This window comes from Caldovatus sediminis, assembly GCF_014644455.1.
Lineage (GTDB): Bacteria > Pseudomonadota > Alphaproteobacteria > Acetobacterales > Acetobacteraceae > Caldovatus > Caldovatus sediminis.
Map to the genome: position 1 here is coordinate 96,121 of NZ_BMKS01000012.1, position 17,013 is coordinate 113,133.

General features: G+C 73.5%; 16 protein-coding genes. 6 read left to right on the forward strand and 10 right to left on the reverse strand.

Features of this window, described 5'->3' with window-relative positions:
* Positions 1-10: 10 nt before the first annotated feature.
* Positions 11-949, forward strand: coding sequence for a polysaccharide deacetylase family protein (locus IEX99_RS16965; protein ID WP_188902467.1), 939 nt, complete (start codon positions 11-13; stop codon positions 947-949).
* Positions 950-1,255: 306 nt separating this feature from the next.
* On the opposite strand, the gene IEX99_RS16970 is transcribed toward IEX99_RS16965, so the two are convergent.
* Positions 1,256-1,624 carry an AAA family ATPase gene (locus IEX99_RS16970; protein WP_268237506.1) on the reverse strand — a complete coding sequence of 123 codons (369 nt, stop codon included), beginning with the start codon at positions 1,622-1,624 and terminating at the stop codon, positions 1,256-1,258.
* Between the two features lie 72 nt (positions 1,625-1,696).
* Positions 1,697-2,083, reverse strand: a complete 387-nt coding sequence (locus IEX99_RS16975) for a c-type cytochrome (protein ID WP_188902469.1) — start codon at positions 2,081-2,083, stop codon at positions 1,697-1,699.
* A 1,113-nt stretch (positions 2,084-3,196) separates the two neighbouring features.
* Between IEX99_RS16975 and IEX99_RS16980 the strand changes: the two genes are divergently transcribed.
* Complete coding sequence (locus IEX99_RS16980) at positions 3,197-3,943, forward strand: GntR family transcriptional regulator (protein WP_188902471.1); 747 nt, start codon at positions 3,197-3,199, stop codon at positions 3,941-3,943.
* On the opposite strand, the gene IEX99_RS16985 is transcribed toward IEX99_RS16980, so the two are convergent.
* The 6 genes from IEX99_RS16985 to IEX99_RS17010 form a co-directional block, all read right to left on the reverse strand.
* A complete protein-coding gene (locus IEX99_RS16985; RefSeq protein WP_188902473.1) occupies positions 3,940-4,920 on the reverse strand; it encodes a Bug family tripartite tricarboxylate transporter substrate binding protein in 981 nt (326 codons plus the stop codon). The genes IEX99_RS16980 and IEX99_RS16985 overlap by 4 nt on opposite strands.
* Before the next feature lie 64 nt (positions 4,921-4,984).
* Positions 4,985-6,157: a CaiB/BaiF CoA transferase family protein gene (locus tag IEX99_RS16990; protein ID WP_188902475.1), complete on the reverse strand. Its 1,173-nt coding sequence runs from the start codon at positions 6,155-6,157 to the stop codon at positions 4,985-4,987.
* 12 nt (positions 6,158-6,169) lie between these two features.
* A complete protein-coding gene (locus IEX99_RS16995) occupies positions 6,170-6,646 on the reverse strand; it encodes a hotdog family protein (protein WP_188902477.1) in 477 nt (158 codons plus the stop codon).
* A 14-nt stretch (positions 6,647-6,660) separates the two neighbouring features.
* Positions 6,661-7,125: an FAS1-like dehydratase domain-containing protein gene (locus IEX99_RS17000; RefSeq protein WP_188902479.1), complete on the reverse strand. Its 465-nt coding sequence runs from the start codon at positions 7,123-7,125 to the stop codon at positions 6,661-6,663.
* Between the two features lie 11 nt (positions 7,126-7,136).
* Positions 7,137-7,607 carry a MaoC family dehydratase gene (locus IEX99_RS17005; RefSeq protein WP_188902481.1) on the reverse strand — a complete coding sequence of 157 codons (471 nt, stop codon included), beginning with the start codon at positions 7,605-7,607 and terminating at the stop codon, positions 7,137-7,139.
* 139 nt (positions 7,608-7,746) lie between these two features.
* Complete coding sequence (locus IEX99_RS17010; RefSeq protein ID WP_229678096.1) at positions 7,747-8,274, reverse strand: FAS1-like dehydratase domain-containing protein; 528 nt, start codon at positions 8,272-8,274, stop codon at positions 7,747-7,749.
* A 205-nt stretch (positions 8,275-8,479) separates the two neighbouring features.
* On the opposite strand from IEX99_RS17010, the gene IEX99_RS17015 reads away from it, so the two are divergent.
* The 3 genes from IEX99_RS17015 (at position 8,480) to leuD (ending at position 11,780) form a co-directional block, all read left to right on the forward strand.
* The gene (locus IEX99_RS17015) at positions 8,480-9,484 is read left to right on the forward strand and encodes a Gfo/Idh/MocA family protein (RefSeq protein WP_188902485.1); all 1,005 of its coding nucleotides are present in this window, start codon (positions 8,480-8,482) and stop codon (positions 9,482-9,484) included.
* Positions 9,485-9,748: 264 nt separating this feature from the next.
* Positions 9,749-11,149 (forward strand): 3-isopropylmalate dehydratase large subunit, encoded by a 1,401-nt coding sequence (gene leuC / locus IEX99_RS17020; protein ID WP_229678097.1) that lies wholly within the window; start codon positions 9,749-9,751, stop codon positions 11,147-11,149.
* 1 nt (position 11,150) lies between these two features.
* A complete protein-coding gene (leuD, locus tag IEX99_RS17025) occupies positions 11,151-11,780 on the forward strand; it encodes a 3-isopropylmalate dehydratase small subunit (protein WP_188902489.1) in 630 nt (209 codons plus the stop codon).
* Between the two features lie 231 nt (positions 11,781-12,011).
* Here leuD and IEX99_RS17030 read toward each other — a convergent pair whose 3' ends face one another.
* Positions 12,012-13,307, reverse strand: a complete 1,296-nt coding sequence (locus tag IEX99_RS17030; protein ID WP_188902491.1) for an MFS transporter — start codon at positions 13,305-13,307, stop codon at positions 12,012-12,014.
* Between the two features lie 610 nt (positions 13,308-13,917).
* Positions 13,918-14,982, reverse strand: a complete 1,065-nt coding sequence (locus tag IEX99_RS17035) for a glycosyltransferase family 4 protein (RefSeq protein ID WP_188902493.1) — start codon at positions 14,980-14,982, stop codon at positions 13,918-13,920.
* A 193-nt stretch (positions 14,983-15,175) separates the two neighbouring features.
* Between IEX99_RS17035 and IEX99_RS17040 the strand changes: the two genes are divergently transcribed.
* Positions 15,176-16,996: an ABC transporter ATP-binding protein gene (locus IEX99_RS17040; RefSeq protein ID WP_188902495.1), complete on the forward strand. Its 1,821-nt coding sequence runs from the start codon at positions 15,176-15,178 to the stop codon at positions 16,994-16,996.
* Positions 16,997-17,013: the final 17 nt, after the last annotated feature.

Consider the following 17,013-nt stretch of genomic DNA (forward strand, 5'->3'; position numbering starts at 1 on the left):
AACGCGGCCGATGCCCTGGAAGCAGAATTACACCATCTCGGACGAGAAGAGCCTGCCGGACCCCGAGATCCGCTGGCCGGGCGGCGCGCGCTGCTGCTTCAGCGTCACGGTGGACCTCAGCGTCGCCGCGGGACCGGAGGGGATCCGCGCGGCGGACCTCACGACTGGGCCGGCCTATTTCGGCATGCACGAGGGACTCTCGGGGCTGCGCGCGGTCTTCGCGCGGTACGGGATCCGCGCGACCTTCGCCGTGCCTGCGGTGATGGCGCGCATCCAGGCCGACGCGGTGAAGAGCCTCGCCGCGGAGGGGCACGAGATCGCGGCGAACGGCCTGCGCCACGAGGACGTGTCCGGCCTCGACCGCGCCGAGGAGAAGGCGCGCATCGAGCGCGCCGGCGCCATCCTCGCCGAGGTCGCGGGCAGCCGGCCGGTCGGCTGGTATTCGCTGCCGCGCCAGGGCGATCCCTTCGCGGGCGGGACGATCAGCCCGAACACCGTGGATCTGCTGATCGAGGCCGGCTACGAGTACATGGGCAACGGCCTCGCCGACGACATCCCGCACTGGTGGGTGACGGACTTCGCGACGCGGCGCGCGATCCTCGCGATGCCCTACTACTACCACTTCGACGACCAGTGGTTCCTGATGTTCCCGTCCAAGGGCACGGGCCTGGAGCACGCGGACTTCCTGTTCCGCAACTGGCGGGCGGAGTTCGCGGCGCAATACGGGCGCGGGCGCCACTTCCACATGGTGCTCCATCCCCGCCACATCGGCTGGGCGCACCGGCTGCAGCTGCTCGACGAGTTCCTCGCCCAGGCGCTTCGCCATCCCGGGCTGTGGAACCCGACGGCGGCCGAGTGCGCGCGGCACTGGAAGGCGACCTATCCGAAGGAGAGCCACCTCAGGCTCGAGCCGAGCATCTGGAAGGACTACCCCGGCAGCCTGAGCTGATCCGGCCCGCCATGGCGCCGCCCTTCCCGCGGCGGCCGGCATGCTCGGCGCCGAGCTGGAGGGCGCAGACCTCTCCCGGCACCTCGACGACGAGACGATGGGAGAGATCCGCTTCCGCTGGGAAGCCGGCTCGCGCGCCTTCTGGGACAACCGGTGCACGATGCGCTTCGCGATCAATGACTACCCGGGCGAGGCACGGGTGATGCACCGCGTCATGATCTGCGGCGACGCGCCCTTCCGAGATCGGGCCGTAGCGCGCCGGCCCCCGATATGGGGTGGTCGCCTGGCGCATCCTGGCCGCCCCGTTCAGTGCGCGTGGCGGGGCGGTGCGGCGCCGGCCGCCGCCAGCGTCAGGCGGAGCCGGAGCGGCAGCCGCGCGAGCCGGCGCAACTCGTCCAGGGGCCCGTCGGCCACTAGGCGCCCGCGGTCGAGGATGACGACGCGCTCGACTCGTCCCTCCAGCTCCGGGAGCGCGTGGGAGGAGAGCAGCACCGTGGTGCCGCCGCCCGCGAGTTCGGCGAGGATGTCGTAGAGCCTCTGCCGCATCTCCGGATCGAGGCCGGTGGTCGGCTCGTCGAGCAGCAGGACCCGCGGGGCGCCGATCAGCGGCTGGGCGAGGCCGCGGCGCTGGCGCATGCCCTTCGAATAGGTCCCGACGTGCCGGCCGGGCTCCAAGGATCGCCTTCGCGAGGCATGGGCGGCGGGGGCGGAACGGCCCGAACACCGTTCCGGCGACGCCGCGCGGATTCATCTCTGCGATTCGAGGTAGGCGATCAGGTCGTTGAGCTGCTGCTCGTTGCGCAAGCCCGGGTAGGACATGCTGCCGCCGGGCACGACCGCTCTCGGGTTGCGGATATAGGCGCGCAGGTTCTCCTCGGTCCATACGAAGTTCTGCTCGCGCTTCTCCTGCATCGGGCGGGAGTAGCGGAATCCTTCGACGGATCCCGCCCTGCGGCCGACCACGCCATGCAGGTTCGGGCCAACCAGGTTGCGCCCGCCCTGGTCGATCGTGTGGCAGGCGCGGCACTGGTTGAAGACACGCTGACCCGCTGCCGCATCCTGCCCCGCGGCGGGCGGCGGCGCCGCGACGGCGAGGAGCAGGACGGACGCGAGCGATACGACGCAGCGGACCATCAGCTCTGCATTCCCCTTGCTGCATGCCGGGCCGTAAAGCGCGCCCGACGGCGAGCCGGCACATCCGCCGACCGGGGCGCGTCGAGCCATGCCCTGGCGGTCGGCGCGACGCCGTTCCGCACTGCGCCGCCCCGGCCCCGCCCGGTGCACCAACCTCTGGATGGAAGTTGCGGATACCGCGCATGATCGGGAATTGTCGACCTGCCAAGTCGGGTACGAAGACCGCGGCGTGCGATCAGGCACGCACGATGAGTCCCGTTGACGCACGCTGCATGACGGCGTCGCCACGCGTGGGACAGGCGGTGGCAGCGCCGGCATTCGCCGAAGCGCGCGTCGCCGACGCACTTCCGGTCGGCGCCATCCGCGCTTGTGACCGCGCCGGCGGCACGGCGGCCTCCGCTGGCCTGGCGGCGCCGGCGCCGACGTGCCGCGCTCCATCGGCGCAGGAGCCGGCGGGCTGCGCCATCCGGCATCCAGCCGGTCGCGGCCAACCGTGACGACGAGCCGCAGCAGCACCCGCGCACCGCCTCGCCGGGCGGCAGGCGCATCGGCCTCCACCGCTGCCGGAAGTGGCGCCGCGCTGTGGCCCGCCAGATGCGCCGTCCTGCTTGGCGGTGCCCCGCTGCGTCGCGAACCGCGTCCGAACGCGTGCCCGAAGGTGATGCTCGACGATGCGGAACTCCGGCACCGCCTGGCCGATCACCACTCCGGCCATGCCGGTCCGGGAGCGCTGTGCCCGAGATCCGGTCCTCCACCGGGCGCCGGCGGTTTCGCGGCGCGTCTCCGAGCGACGGTGATCAGGCGGCCCCGGCTCGTCTGCGGGGGCCGCGGCGGCGCGCCGGTTCGGGGGCGGCGCCGGCGCGCTCGGCCTGCTGGAGGCAAGAACCGCGGAGACCCGCCTGTCCGGCGACAGCCGGGCCCTCCGCGCCGGCCTGTTGAAACGGGTCCGCACTTCCGGCTAGTGCGGGCAGCATGGGCGCGACCGGGCGGAGCGGAGCGGAGGATGACCGGCCTTCGCGGGGGGTGCTGCCGCGCGGCCGCCGAGCCGCGCTCGGCTCGCGCGCGTCGTCCGCGCCAGCCGCCGATGCCACGCTGGAGCGCTTCCAGGCGATCGTGCGTCGCACGGTTTCGAAGGACGCCGAACGCCCCTCCCTCGTCGCCGAGATCGCCTGCGTGGTCGGGGCCGAGATTCTCGAAGGCGTTAGGCTGCCCGGCGCCGACCTCAATTCGGTGGAGCTCGCGCGGCGCTTCAGGACCAGCCGCACGCCGGTGCGCGAGGCGCTCGTCATCCTGGAGAAGGAAGGCCTGGTCGAGATCCCGCCGCGGCGCCGCCCGCGCGTGGCGATGCTGAGCCTCACCGAGATCCGGGAGATCTACCAGGTCCGCGCCGCGATCCTCGGCCTGGTGGCCGCCGCGACGGGACAGCGGGCGACGCCCGAGGAGATCGCCGAGCTCCGCCACATCGTCGAGCGGATGCGCGCGGCCGCCGAAACCGGCGACCGCGACGGCTACTACTGGGGCAATGTCCGGTTCCACGAGCGCTTCGCGGAGCTCTCCGGCAACCGCACGCTGCAGCGCGTGCTCGACTCCCTGGTGCTGCGCAGCCTGCGCTTCCGCCGGCTCTCCCTCGCCAATCCGGAGCGCGTGAGGCGCTCGCTCGCCGACCATCTGCGGCTGGTCAGCGCGCTCGAGGACCGAGACCTGGAGCTTGCCTCGGCCCTGGCCAAGGCGAACGTCCTCGGCGCTCTCCGGGCGCTGGAGCGGATGCTGGCGGGAGGCGACGCCGGGCTGCCGGGGTCGACCGGGACCACGGCGGCGTGCGGCGGCGAGACAGCCAGTCCGCCGCTGCGCTCCGCTTAGCCGAGCGTGATCCCGACGTCGCGGATCAGCTGCTCGATGACCGTCCGCTTGCGCTCCAGGAAGGAGGCGAATTCGTCCGCCCCGGCGCCAACCAGAACGGTGCCGAGTGGCGCCATCCGCGCGAGAACGGCCGGATCCCGCGTGGCCTCGGCGATTGCCCGCTGGAGGCGCGGCAGCATCTCCCGCGGCGCGCCGGCCGGGGCGTAGAGGCCGTTCCAGTCGTCCATCTCGTAGCCCGGGAAGCCCTGCTCGGCGAAGGTCGGGACGTCGGGCAGCGCGGCGATCCGCTGCGCGCTCGTCACCGCTAGGACGCGCGCCTTGCCTGCCTGCACCGGGCCGCGGACCGTCGAGCTGGTGAGTAGGATCGAATCGATGTGCCCCGCGGTGATGTCGCGCGCCGCGTCCGCCCCGCCGCGGTAGCCGGTATGCACGAGACGGATGCCCGCGAGCTTCTGGAACAGCTCGAGCGCGAGGTGCCCCATGCCGGCGGTCGGCGGCGTGCCGCAGGTGATCGTGCCCGGGCGCCGCTTCGCGACCTCGATGAACTCGGCCAGGGTATGCGCCGGGAAATCGGTCTTCACCGCCAGCACCTGCGGGAACAGCGCCAGCAGCGAGACGGGCACGAAGGACGTCCTGTAATCGAAGGGGAGATCGCGGACGAGCACCGGATTGGTGATCTGGTTCGCCGCGTCCCAGAGATAGGTGTAGCCGTCGCGCGGCGCCTGCAGCACCACGTTGGCCGCCACCACGGCGTTGCCGCCGGTGCGGTTCTCGATGACGATGTTCTGGCCGAGGATCTCGCCGAGCTTCTGGCCGACCGCCCGCGCTGCCGTGTCGCCCGCGCCGCCGGCGGTGAAGGGGATGACGAAGCGCACCGGTCGCGTCGGCCAGTCCGCCTGCGCCCGCGCCACCCGCCCGACGAAGGGCGCCGCGACCGCGGCGGCCGCCAACACGCTCCGCCTCGACATGCTGTCCATGACTTCGTTCCTCCCTCATTCCCTCCGCGCCGCCATCGGCTCGGCGGTGTTCGCCCCGGCGCCGCTACATCGCGGCGCCCGCCGCGCGCAGCCGCTCGATCTCCTCCGCGGAGAAGCCGAACTCGCGCAGCACCTCGTCCGTGTGCTCGCCCTTCTCGGGCGCCGGGCGCGCGTCGCCCGGCGCGGCGCCCGACAGGCCGATCGGCGAGCCGAGCAGGCGCAGCTCCCCGAGCCGCGGATGCCGCACCGGCCGCACCAGGCCCTGCGCCCGCACCTGCGGGTCGGCGAATACCCGGTCGATCGCGTTGATCGGGCCGCAGGCGATGCCGGCGGCGTTGAACAGCGCCACCCAGTGCCCGGCCGGCGCCGCGCGGGTGCGCGCCGCGACCGCCTCGGTGAACGCCGCGCGGTTCTCCACCCGCGCCTCCATGGTCGCGAAGCGCGGGTCCTCGAGCAGCTCCGGCGCGCCGAGCGCGGCGCAGAACTTGCGGTACTGCTCCTGGCCGGAGGCGCCGATGACGATCTCGCCGTCGGCGGCCGGATAGACCCCCATCGGCGTCATGTAGGGGTGGTCGTTGCCGGTGCGCCCGGGCACGACGCCGTCCACCAGCCAGCGCACCGCCTGGAAGTCCAGCATCGCCACCTGCGCCTGCAGCAGCGAGGTCTGCACCCAGCGGCCCTCGCCGGTCGCCTCGCGGTCGAGCAGCGCGATCAGAATGCCGATGGCGCCGAACAGGCCGGAGCAGAGATCCGCCACGGGGATGCCGGCGCGCAGCGGCCCGCCCGCCGGCGTGCCGGTGACGGACATGAGGCCGCCCATCGCCTGCGCCACCATGTCGAAGCCGGGGCGGTCGCGGTAGGGCCCCTCCTGGCCGAAGCCGGAGATGCTCGCATAGACGAGGCGCGGGTTCACCGCGCGCAGCGCCTCGTAGGCGATGCCGAGCCGGTGCTTCACGTCGGGGCGGAAATTCTCGACCAGCACGTCGGCCCGCGCGGCGAGGCGCTTCAGCGCCGCCACCGCCTCCGGACGCTTCAGGTCGAGGACGACCGAGCGCTTGTCGCGGTGCAGGTTCTGGAAGTCCGAGCCGTCGCGCGCGCCGGTCATGTCGTCCTCGCCCGGCCCCTCGACCTTCACCACCCGGGCGCCCCAGTCGGAGAGCTGCTTCACGCAGGTCGGCCCGGCGCGCACGCGCGTCAGGTCGAGCACGGTGAAGCGGGCGAGGGGCAGGGCGCTCATCACCGGCCTCCCTCAGCCTGCGAGCACCGCGGGATCGAAGGGATAGGGCACCGGCGGCCCGCCGCGCCTCGGCAGCACGACGCGCGCGGTGCCGGGCGTGCCCTCGGCGCCCTGCTCGTTCCGCAGGCCGATCTCCAGGTCCACGACGCCGAAGCGGCCGCGTTCCTCCTTCCCCGTCACCCGGCCCCAGGCGGTGAGCGTCTCGCCGGGCAGGTTCATGCCGCGGAAGCGGAAGGCGATCTTCCACGCCCAGCCGGTCTCGCCCGCCCAGTCGGTGACGAGCTGGATCATCACGTGCTGCTTCCAGCTTCCGTTCACCAGCACGTCCGGCAGCCCGTCGTGCTGCGTCGCGTAGTGCCAGTCGAAGTGGATGCGGTGCCAGTTCTCCATCGCCGCCGACCAGCGCACGATGTGCGCCGTGGTGATCGGCCCCTTCACGAGGCGCGGGATCTCCTGCCCGATCTCGACATCCTCGAAGATCGCTCCCATGCGGGCGGCCTCCTTCAGCGCCGGAACAGCGTCGTCTTCAGCACGGCGCAGAGCGCGCCGTCCTGGTTCACGAAGCGCCGCTCCGACACCACCTGGCCGAGCCGGCCGACGCGGCCGTGCTTCAGCCGTGCCCCGGTGATCGCCGTCGTCACGGTGATGCGGTCGCCGACGATCATCGGCTCGTGGAACTCGTACTCGTCCTGGCCGTGCACCGTCGCCCGGCCGAAGGGGAAGTCGTGCTCGTACTCGGTGCAGGTGAAGAAGTAGAGCCAGAGCAGCGGCCAGGGCGCGACGATGCCGCGGTAGCCGCGCGCCCTCGCCGCCGCCTCGTCGAAATGGATCGGGTCGAGGTCGCCGATGGCGAGCGCCATCCTCCGCACCGCGCCGAACTCCACGAGCGCGGTCACCGGCTCGCCGACCGGGCCGATCAGGGAGGCGAGGTGCTTCTCGATCTCGGCGTCGGAGATCTCGGCGGTCATGGCGGTCCTCCTCAGCGTCCGCCGCCCGGGCGCCGCGGCAGCTCGGCGAGCGCGGAGCCGGGCGTGGTCACCTCGCCGCGCTGGTTGGTGATCCAGCACTCCAGCTCGACGAGGCAGCGCCCGTCCTGCTCGTAGGCGCGGCGCACCCTGCCGTGCAGATGGGCCATGTCGCGCGGCATGGTCGGGCCGCGGTTCTGGTCGAAGAAGCGCACCAGCCGCGCATGCCGCCCGAGCCACTGCGTCACCGCGGTCAGCAGGTAGGAGGCCATGAGCGGCCCGGAGAGGATGATGCCGGGCAGTCCCTGCGCCCTGGCGACGTATTCGTCGTGGTGGAACTCGGATTCGTAGTTGTCGCAGGCGCCCGCCCAGCGGACCTGGTGGCCGACCATCATCGGGCCCCTGGTGATCACCGGGAATTCCTGGCCCTCGTGGAAATCCTCGAACCAGCGTTCCTCCGGCTCGACGGTCCTCACCTTCAGCATCCGCGCACTCCGTCCTTCCTGCGTCTCATCGGATCACCCCCACCCCGGCGAGTTCACGGCAAGGCGAAGCCGGACGGGCGCCATGGCCTTCCGCCTTCCTGGCGTGGCCGCCGTGACGGACCGGCCGGCCGCGCATCGGTCAGCGCGTGATCAGCGTGCTCACGGACTTCAGGAGCGGCCGGAACTCGCCGCCGGTGGCGTACTCGTCCTCGACGACGATCAGCACCATCGGGCCGGAGCGGCCCTCGCGCTGCGTGATGTCGCGGTAAGCGCTGCGGCAGAGGATGCGTTCGCCGAGGCGGGGGTAGGAGAAGAACTCGTACTCGTAGCCGCCGTTCAGCACGCCGCGGAGCGGCACCGGCACGCGCGGCAGCCCGCGGCGGACCAGCCGCGACGTGCCGTCGAACTCCGGATCGCCATCGGCGCCGAGCGGGTCCTCGATCTCGTCGGGCGGGCGGCGGAAGGCGTGCACCGCGAAGCCCGGCGGCGCGACCGGGCCGCCATAGCGCGCGGCGGCGGGGCTCGCGGCGTCCCAGTAGCGCGGGTTGGGGTCCATGAGGGCCTGGAAGAAGCGGCGGACCTCGCTCGCCTCGACGGGATGGCAGGCCTCGATCCAGTCGGAGCGCAGCCCGATCAGGGCACGCACGGCGTCCGTGATGTGGTTCACGGCCATCCCTTCCTCCCTCGCTGCGCCGCCCGCCGGCAGGGCAGGCCCGGACGCGTGCCGGCCGCGCGGCGCGGCCTGGAGTGTGCACAGAAGCGGTGGTTTTCGCCGGACTATACGCCGGGCCGGCGAGGTGGCAAGCGACCTGTCGACACTTCGCCGCCCGATCGGGTAACCAGCGCGGATCGGGGAAGGGGAGGGGCGCGGCATGCGGATCGCATTCATCGGGGCGTCGCACTGGCACCTGCCGCTCTACCTCGACCCCGCCCTCGAGATCCCGGGCGTTGGCCTCGCCGGCGTCAGCGACCCAGACCCGGGCGCCGCGGCGGCGCTCGGCGCCCGGCTCGGCTGCCCCGCGGACCCCGATTTCCGCGCCCTCTGCCGCCGCACCAGGCCCGACTTCGTCGTCGCCCTCGGCCGCCACGCCGACATGGCGGAGGAGGCGGAGTTCCTCATCGCGGAGGGCATCCCCTTCGCCCTGGAGAAGCCCTGCGGCCTCGACGCGGCGCAGGTCGAGCGCATCGCCCGCCTGGCCGAGGCGCGCGGCGCCTTCGCCGCCGTGCCGCTGGTGTTCCGCAACGGCGACTTCCTCGCCCTGCTGCGCGAGGAGGCGGCGGCGGAGGGCGCGCAGTGCATGACCTTCCGCTTCATCGCCGGCTTCCCCGCCCGCTACCGGCAGGCGGGCTGCGACTGGATGCTGGACCCCGGCCCCGCCGGCGGCGGCTGCACCATCAACCTCGCGGTGCACTTCCTCGACATCTGCCGCCTGCTCTGGGGGCCGGAGGCGCGACCGATCGCCGCCGCCATGTCGAACGCCGCCTGGGGCCATCCGATCGAGGACTACAGCGCCGTCACCCTCGGCCGCACCGGGTCGGAGCTCTGCCTGGTCGAGACCGGCTACCTCTATCCCGGGCCGACCAGCACCTTCGACATGCACTTCGCGATCCGCACGCCGCGGCGCTACATCGTCGCGCCGGACCCCGGGACGGTGGTGCTGCTGGACCCCTCCGGTCGCCGGGAGGTGCGCCGGATGCACACCACCAACGTCGCGCACTACCGCACCTTCCTTCGCGACGTGCTGGCGCGCGTCCGGCGAGGCGCGGCGCCGCTCGCCGGCCTCGGCGACATGGTGCCGGTGATGCGCATGGTGGACGCGGCCTACGCCCTCGCCGCGCGGAGCGGCCCCTTCTCGCCGCGGCCGGCGGCGCGCTGAGGCCCGCACCGGCGCACGCGGCGCGAACCCCGTTCCGTGGCATGGCGCCTTCCGTGCCGTCGGGCCCCACGGCGGCGTCCGTCCCGGGCAAGGGGCCGACGATGGCCGTCCAGCGGGATGGACGAGGCGCGTGCTGCGGGGATGGACTTCGGCGTTTCGCGGGGCGCCCGCTGGCGCACGCCCGGAAGGCTGGCACAATGGGAACGGGACGCGAGGGCGGTGCCCGGGCGCGGGCGGAGGCAGGCCAGAAGGGGAGATTCGCCGGTGAGGCCAGGACGGAGCCTGTTCGACAAGATCTGGGACGCGCACGTCGTCGCCGAGCTGGGCGGCGGCCATTCGCTGATGCACGTCACCCGGCACCTCATGCACGACGGCGACGGCGTGCCGCTGCAGCGGCTGACCGCCCGTGGGCTGAAGGTGCGCAGTCCCGAGCTGACCTTCGCCACCCTGGACCACACCGTCAGCACCGAGCCAGGACGCACCCCGGCGACCGCCTCCGCCTTCGCCGCGCGGCTCGCCCTCATTCGCGCGCGGGCGGCCGCGGCGGGCATTCGGCTGTTCGACATCGGCGAGCCGGGCCAGGGCATCGTCCACGTGATCGGGCCGGAACTGGGGCTGAGCCTTCCCGGCAGCCTCATCGTCTGCGGCGACAGCCACACCTGCACGCATGGCGGTCTCGGCGCTGTCGCCTTCGGCATCGGCGCCTCCGAAGTCCTGCACGTGCTGGCGACGCAGTGCCTCGTGCAGCGCAAGCCGAGGCGCATGCGCGTCCGCTTCGAGGGCAGGCGCGCGGCGGGCGTCACCGCGAAGGACATGATCCTGCACCTGATCGGCCGGATCGGCGCCGCTGGCGGCGTGGGCTACGCCGTCGAGTTCGCCGGCGCCGCCGTACGCGCGCTGCAGATCGAGGAGCGGCTGACCCTCTGCAACCTCTCCATCGAGATGGGCGCCAAGATCGGCCTCGTCGCGCCGGACGAGACCACATTCGAGTACTTGGCGGGGCGCCCCTACGCGCCCGCCGGCGCGGCGTGGGAGGCCGCCCTGCGATACTGGCGCGGCCTGCCGAGCGACGAGGACGCCGTTTTCGACCGCGAGGTCGAGATCGACGCCGGCGCGATCGCGCCGCAGATCACCTGGGGTACCAGCCCGGAGCAGGTCGTGGCGGTGGATCAGCGCGTGCCCGATCCGGCCGCCGAGCCCGATCCCGCCCGGCGGCAGGCCATCGAGGCCGCGCTCGACTACATGGGACTGCAGCCCGGCGCCCCGATCGCCGGCACGCCGGTGGACTGGGTCTTCATCGGCTCCTGCGCCAACAGCCGGATCTCCGACCTGCGCGCCGCGGCCGCCGTCGCACGCGGGCGCAGGGTGGCGGAGGGCGTGCATGCCTGGGTCGTGCCGGGCTCCGAGGCGGTCAAGCGCCAGGCGGAGGCGGAGGGGCTCGACCGCGTCTTCAAGGATGCCGGGTTCGAGTGGCGCGAGCCGGGCTGCTCCATGTGCCTCGCGATGAACGGCGATCGCGTGCCCCGCGGGCAGCGCAGCGTCTCGACCACCAACCGGAACTTCGTGGGCCGCCAGGGCCCCGGCGCGCGCACCCACCTGGCGAGCCCGGCCATGGCCGCCGCCGCCGCGATCAGCGGCCGCATCGCCGACGTCCGGAGGCTGTGAGATGGAGCCCTTCACCGTCCTGACCGCCATCGCGGCGCCGATGCCCGAGCCCAACATCGACACCGACATGATCATCCGCATCGAGCGGCTGCGCGACCTCGAGCCGCACCAGCTCGGCCCCTACGCCTTCGAGAACCGCCGCTACCGCCCGGACGGCAGCGAGACGCCTGATTTCGTGCTGAACCGCGAACCCTACCGCCGGGCGCGCATCATCCTGGCAGGCCCGAACTTCGCGTGCGGCAGTTCGCGCGAGGCGGCGGTCTGGGCGCTCCGCGGCTTCGGCGTCCGCAGCGTGATCGCGCCGAGCTTCGGGCCGATCTTCGTCAACAACTGCTACCAGAACGGCCTTCTGCCCGTGGTGCTGCCGGAGGCCGCGGTGCGCGCGCTGATCGAGGAGGTCGAGGCCGCCGCCGGGCGGGCCGAGGTCACCGTGGACCTGCGCGAGTGCACGGTCATCGCGCCGAGCGGCGGGCGCTGGCGCTTCGAGATCGACGCGCTGCGCCGCGAGGCCCTGCTCAAGGGCCTCGACGACGTCGCGCTGACGCTGTCGCGCGAGGCCGAGATCGCCGCCCATGAGGCGCGCGACCGCGCCGCGCGCGCCTGGCTCTACCCGGCCACGGCCACGGGGTGAGCCGCTCCTCCCGAGGACCGGTCCGCACCGGCTGCGGCGCTGTCCTGCGGCATGGGGCGATCGGGGTCCCCGCCACGGGCCGGCGCACGCCATGCGTGCCACCGGCGTCGTGAACGGCAATCCGCGCCGATCCGGAGGTCCGCTTCGCGATCCTGCTGCCGCGCGGGGCTGCGAAGGAAACCGGCCGGGTCGGCCGGCGCTCGCTCCGGAACCGGCGCAGCCCGCATCGGCCTATCTCCCCGGGCGGCGACTCTCCGGCGATCCGGTCGCGGCGGCATTCGCGGGCGCGCCCCGTGGCCAGAGATGCGCCCGCCAGCGGAGCGCGATCGCCAGCGCGAGCGCCAGGCCGGTGCCGGCGTACAGCGTCGCCGCATCGGCGAAGCCGATCCGCTCGATCACCGGCCCGGCCACCAGCAGGCCGATCGGCAGGCCATACACTGCGAGCATGCGCAGCCCCATCACGCGGCCCCGGAAGGCGTCCTGCGAGACACGCAGCAGGAGCACCGACATCGGCACCATGCAGAAGCTCTGCACGAAGCCGGCGAGGGCGAGGAGCGCCATCCCGGCAACGGCGGTCTCCATACGCGAGAAGGCGAGAAGCGCCGAGAACCAGAGCAGGCTCGCCACGACCATGGTGCGCCCCGGCCACAGGCGGGCACCCCACACGCCCAGCACCAGCGAGCCGGCGAGGGCCCCGCCGGCGAAGCTCGCGACCAGATAGCCGAGGCCCGTCCGGTCGATGCCGTAGACGTCCCGGGCGACGTAGGGCAGCAGCCCGCCGGAGAGCGGATAGGCGGCCAGATTGGCAAGGAAGGCGAGGCACAGCGCCGCCAGCAGGGCCGGCGTGGTCCAGGCGTGGGCGAAGCCGTCGCCGAGATCGCGCCAGGCCGACGCGAGGGCGGAGGCCGGAACCCCGCCGGCGCGATGCGACCGCGGCTCGCCGTCGACGCACAGCGTAAGCGTCAGGCTCGCCAGGTAGAGGCCGGTAAGCACCAGGTAGGCGTGGCCCATGCCGAGCATCGCGACCAGCCCGGCACCGGTCAGGGCGCCGGCGACGCGCGCCGTGTCGGCGCTCATCCGCTCGATGCTCATGGCGCCCATCAGCAGGCCCGGCGGCATGGTGGCGCCGATCAGGGCGTTGCGCATGCCCATGTCGGACGGACGCACCAGCCCGGACAGCGCCGCGACGAGGATGACCTGCGCCGGCCCGAGCGAGCCCGTCAGGGCGAGCAGGGCGAGGATCGCGGCGAGCAGCGCGTAGGTCGCGCGCATGGCGCAAAGGACGTTGCGGTGACCGGCCCGGTCGCCCATCAGGCCGAACATGGGCGAGATCAGCGTGCCGAAGGATTGCAGCGCGGCGAAGACGGTCAGCCAGACGACCGATCCGGTCTCGGTGAGCACGTACCAGCCGAGGATGAGAGTCTCCATCTCGAAGGCCCAGGAGGTGGCCAGGTCGGCCGGCCACTGGAACCGGAAGCTGCGCTGCCCGAAGGGCGCGAAAGCCGAGGCGCGGCGTGTCGGGCTCACCTGGCGCTGCCACCGCTCGGCACTGGTCGTTTCTCCCCGGCGGCCGCACGACTCGCCGTCGCGGCCCTCGGCGCCAGTATCGGCACGGGGCGCGCGGGGCGCGAGTGGGCGGGCGGGTGGGATGCGCGCCATCGGGCCGCGCCGACCCCGCCTCCTTGGCGGCAGGGGCCTCGATCCGTTGCGCCCCGGATTCGATGGCGCGCCGCGCGGCCACCGCCCTGCCGCCGGCGCAAAGGGCCGCCGAGGACGCCCGCCGCAAGCTCGCCCTCTGGCGCGATGTGCGCCGCCGGGCGAAGGAGGCTGCCGCGCGCCGGCGCCGCGGCGCGTGACGGGGTGTTCCGGCGGGCGCCGGCATGCGGCGAGCGGACCGCTGGGGGGCCGGTTTCGCTCGGCTGTGCGCGCTGCCACCGCTCGCGCTCCTTGCTCGCCGGACCGATTCACGCTCCCGGCGGCTTCCAGCCGTCCGCGATCGGTTCGGGCGGCGGGACGGACCCGGGGCGGCCCTGCCCGCCATCCGGGGCGCGGTGGCGAAGGCGGCCTCCGGCCGCCGCGGCGAGCGGGGCGGCACCGCGCCGCGCGGAGCCCGCGCGGCGCGCGGCGCCGAGTCACGTCACTCGGCGGCCAGCGCCGGGATGCGCGACAGCCCGCCCTGGGCGACCAGCCGCTCGTACAAGACGACGTGGTCCTCGGCCATGCGGCGCGCGGTGAAGCGCTCCTCGAAGCGTCTGCGGACGGCGGCGCGCGAGAGGGACGGCAGGCGCCCGACCGCGGCGACGGCGCCCGCGACGTCGCGCACCACGAAGCCGGTGCGCCCGTCCTCGATCACCTCGGGGACCGATCCGGCCGCGAAGGCGATCACGGGGGTGCCGCAGGCCATCGCCTCGATCATCACCAGGCCGAAGGGCTCGGGCCAGTCGATCGGGAACAGCAGCGCGTGCGCGCCGGCGAGGAAGGCGGGCTTCTCCGCGTCCCCGATCTCGCCGATCATCTCGACGTGAGGCTGCGCGAGCAGCGGGCGGATCCGCTGCTCGAAGTAGTCGCGGTCGGCACGATCGACCTTCGCCGCGATCCTGAGCGGCAGTCCCGCCCGGCCGGCGATCTCGATGGCCCGGTCTACCCGCTTCTCCGGCGCGATGCGGCCGAGGAAGGCGAGGTAGGAAGGGGTCACGTCCGGCCGGGGCATTAGCGGCCCCTCGGGCAGCCCGTGGTGGATCGTCGCCGCCCAGTTCGCCCACGGCATCGGCGCGCGCTGGGCGTCCGAGATGGAGATGAGCGGCACCCGGCCGTGGATCCGGTAGTGGGGCCAGATCTCCGGCAGGTCGAGCCGCCCGTGCAGCGTCGTCACGAACGGGGTGGCCTGGCGGGAGAACAGCGAGAACGACCAGTAGTCCAGGTGGAAGTGGATGATGTCGAACTCGTGCGCCTGACGCATCACCATCTCCAGCATCAGGAGATGCGGCGCCATCGCGTCGCGGACGCCGGGATCGAGGCGGAGGGCGCGCGGACACATGGCCGCGAGCCGGGCCGATGTCACGGAATCGCCGCTTGCGAACAGGGTCACGTCGTGGCCGAGCGCCACGAGCTCCTCGGTGAGGAACGACACGATCCGCTCCGTGCCGCCGTAGAGCTGCGGCGGCACGGCTTCGGTGAGCGGCGCGATCTGGGCAATGCGCATGCGTCGAGGGCTCCGGATGCGTGGGTGATCGGAAGGGAAGGCTCAAACGCGCATATCGAAGACCGAATGCCATGATTCCGCCGAGAACATGGCGTTCGCTGTGCGACCAGTGCGGCCAAGCCGCTCGCTCGCGCGCCTGTGAAGGCAGGCCAAGCCAAGCCAAGCCAAGCCGAGAACTACCGAGAGGACACGGATGACCGTTGCCGTCGCCGACCTTCGAGCCGGACCGGACACCACCGGGCGCGCCTCCCCGGCCGATCTCCTCCGCTACGCCGCGCGCCCCCTCGGCTTCCTGCTGTGGTACGTGCGCCGGCGCGCGCTGGCGCACGGCGTGGTGCTCGGCGCCGTCCTCGCCGCGGTCGCCTGCTCCGTCGGTACGCACTACGCGGTGAAGAACCTGATCGACTCGCTTGCCGCCGGCCCCGGCGGCGGCGAGGTCTGGGCCGCCTTCGCGGTCCTGGTCGCCGTCCTGTCCGCCGACAACCTGCTGTGGCGCGTGGGCGGCTGGGTCGCGGCCGGGGCGTTCCCCGCCGTCACCGCCGACATGCGTGCGGACCTGTTCCGCCACCTCGGCGGCCACGGGCCCGCCTTCTTCGCCGGACGCTCCGCGGGCGTGCTGGCGAGCCGCGTCACCGCCACGGCGAACGCCTCCTATACGACGCTGCACAATTTCACCTGGCACACGCTGCCGCCGGCGATCGCGGTGGGCTTCGCCATCGCGCTCCTGGCGAGCGTGGATCTCGCGATGGCGGCCGCGCTGGCCGCCGCCGCCGTCGTGCTGGGCCTCGCGGTCGCGTGCCTCGCCGCCCGCGGGCAGCCGCTGCACATGTCCTACGCGGAGAAGGCCGCCGCGGTGGACGGCGAGCTGGTGGACGTGGTGCAGAACATGAACCTGGTGCGCGCCTTCGCCAGCTTCGGCCGCGAACGGCACCGGTTCGAGCGCGTCGTACGGCGCGAGGTCGCGCACCGCACGCGCAGCCTGCGCTACCTCGAGCGGCTGCGCCTGTTGCATGCGGTCGTGACGGCGGCGCTGACCACGGTGCTGCTCGCCTGGGCGGTCTGGCTCTGGGAGCAGGGGCGGGCGACCACCGGCGACATCGTGCTGGTCTGCTCGCTCGGCTTCACCATCCTGCACGGAAGTCGCGACCTCGCCGTCGCGCTGGTGGACCTCACCCAGTACGTGGCGCGCCTGTCGGAGGCGCTGGCGACGCTCCTCGTCCCGCACGAGCTGCCCGACGCGCCGGGTGCCAGGCCCCTGCGGCCGGCGCGCGGCCGCGTCACCTTCCGGCAGGTGAGCTTCGCCTATCCCGGCGGGGCGGGACCGGTGCTGCGGGGCCTCGACCTCGAGATCCCGCCGGGGCAGCGCGTCGGCCTGGTCGGCCGCTCGGGCGCCGGCAAGTCGACGGTGCTCGCGCTGCTGCAGCGCTTCGCCACGCCGCAGTCCGGCCAGATCCTGGTCGACGGCGAGGACATCTCCCGCGTGACGCAGGAAAGCCTGGCGCGCAGCATCGCCGTGGTGCCGCAGGACGTGCCGCTGCTGCACCGCTCGATCCTCGCCAACATCCGCTACGGCCGACCGGACGCCACGGACGCGGAGGTGATGGCCGTCGCCGAGGCCGCCTGCTGCCGCGATTTCATCGAGGCCCTGCCGCACGGCTTCGACACGATCGTCGGCGACCGCGGCGCGAAGCTGTCGGGCGGCCAGCGCCAGCGCATCGCCATCGCCCGCGCCCTGCTGAAGGACGCGCCGATCCTGCTGCTCGACGAGGCGACCAGCGCGCTCGACAGCGAATCGGAGGCCGAGGTCCGGCGGGCGCTGGACCGGCTGATGGAGGGGCGCACCGTCATCGCGGTGGCGCATCGTCTGGCGACGCTCGGCGGCTTCGACCGCATCGTGGTGATGCACGACGGGCGGGTGGTGGACGACGGCGCCCCCGAGCTTCTGGCGCGGCGGTCGGGCCCCTACCGCGAGCTGCTCCGCCTCCAGACATTCCAGCTTGCGGAGGCGGCCTGAAGCGCCCTTGCGACGAC

Bases quoted from the DNA above. Each gene is read 5' to 3' on its own strand.
- IEX99_RS16965 (WP_188902467.1), top strand. From the start codon at position 11: ATGCCCTGGAAGCAGAATTACACCATCTCGGACGAGAAGAGCCTGCCG.
- IEX99_RS16975 (WP_188902469.1), bottom strand. From the start codon at position 2,083: ATGGTCCGCTGCGTCGTATCGCTCGCGTCCGTCCTGCTCCTCGCCGTC.
- IEX99_RS16985 (WP_188902473.1), bottom strand. From the start codon at position 4,920: ATGGACAGCATGTCGAGGCGGAGCGTGTTGGCGGCCGCCGCGGTCGCG.
- IEX99_RS16990 (WP_188902475.1), bottom strand. From the start codon at position 6,157: ATGAGCGCCCTGCCCCTCGCCCGCTTCACCGTGCTCGACCTGACGCGC.
- IEX99_RS16995 (WP_188902477.1), bottom strand. From the start codon at position 6,646: ATGGGAGCGATCTTCGAGGATGTCGAGATCGGGCAGGAGATCCCGCGC.
- IEX99_RS17000 (WP_188902479.1), bottom strand. From the start codon at position 7,125: ATGACCGCCGAGATCTCCGACGCCGAGATCGAGAAGCACCTCGCCTCC.
- IEX99_RS17005 (WP_188902481.1), bottom strand. From the start codon at position 7,607: ATGCTGAAGGTGAGGACCGTCGAGCCGGAGGAACGCTGGTTCGAGGAT.
- IEX99_RS17015 (WP_188902485.1), top strand. From the start codon at position 8,480: ATGCGGATCGCATTCATCGGGGCGTCGCACTGGCACCTGCCGCTCTAC.
- leuD (WP_188902489.1), top strand. From the start codon at position 11,151: ATGGAGCCCTTCACCGTCCTGACCGCCATCGCGGCGCCGATGCCCGAG.
- IEX99_RS17035 (WP_188902493.1), bottom strand. From the start codon at position 14,982: ATGCGCATTGCCCAGATCGCGCCGCTCACCGAAGCCGTGCCGCCGCAG.
- IEX99_RS17040 (WP_188902495.1), top strand. From the start codon at position 15,176: ATGACCGTTGCCGTCGCCGACCTTCGAGCCGGACCGGACACCACCGGG.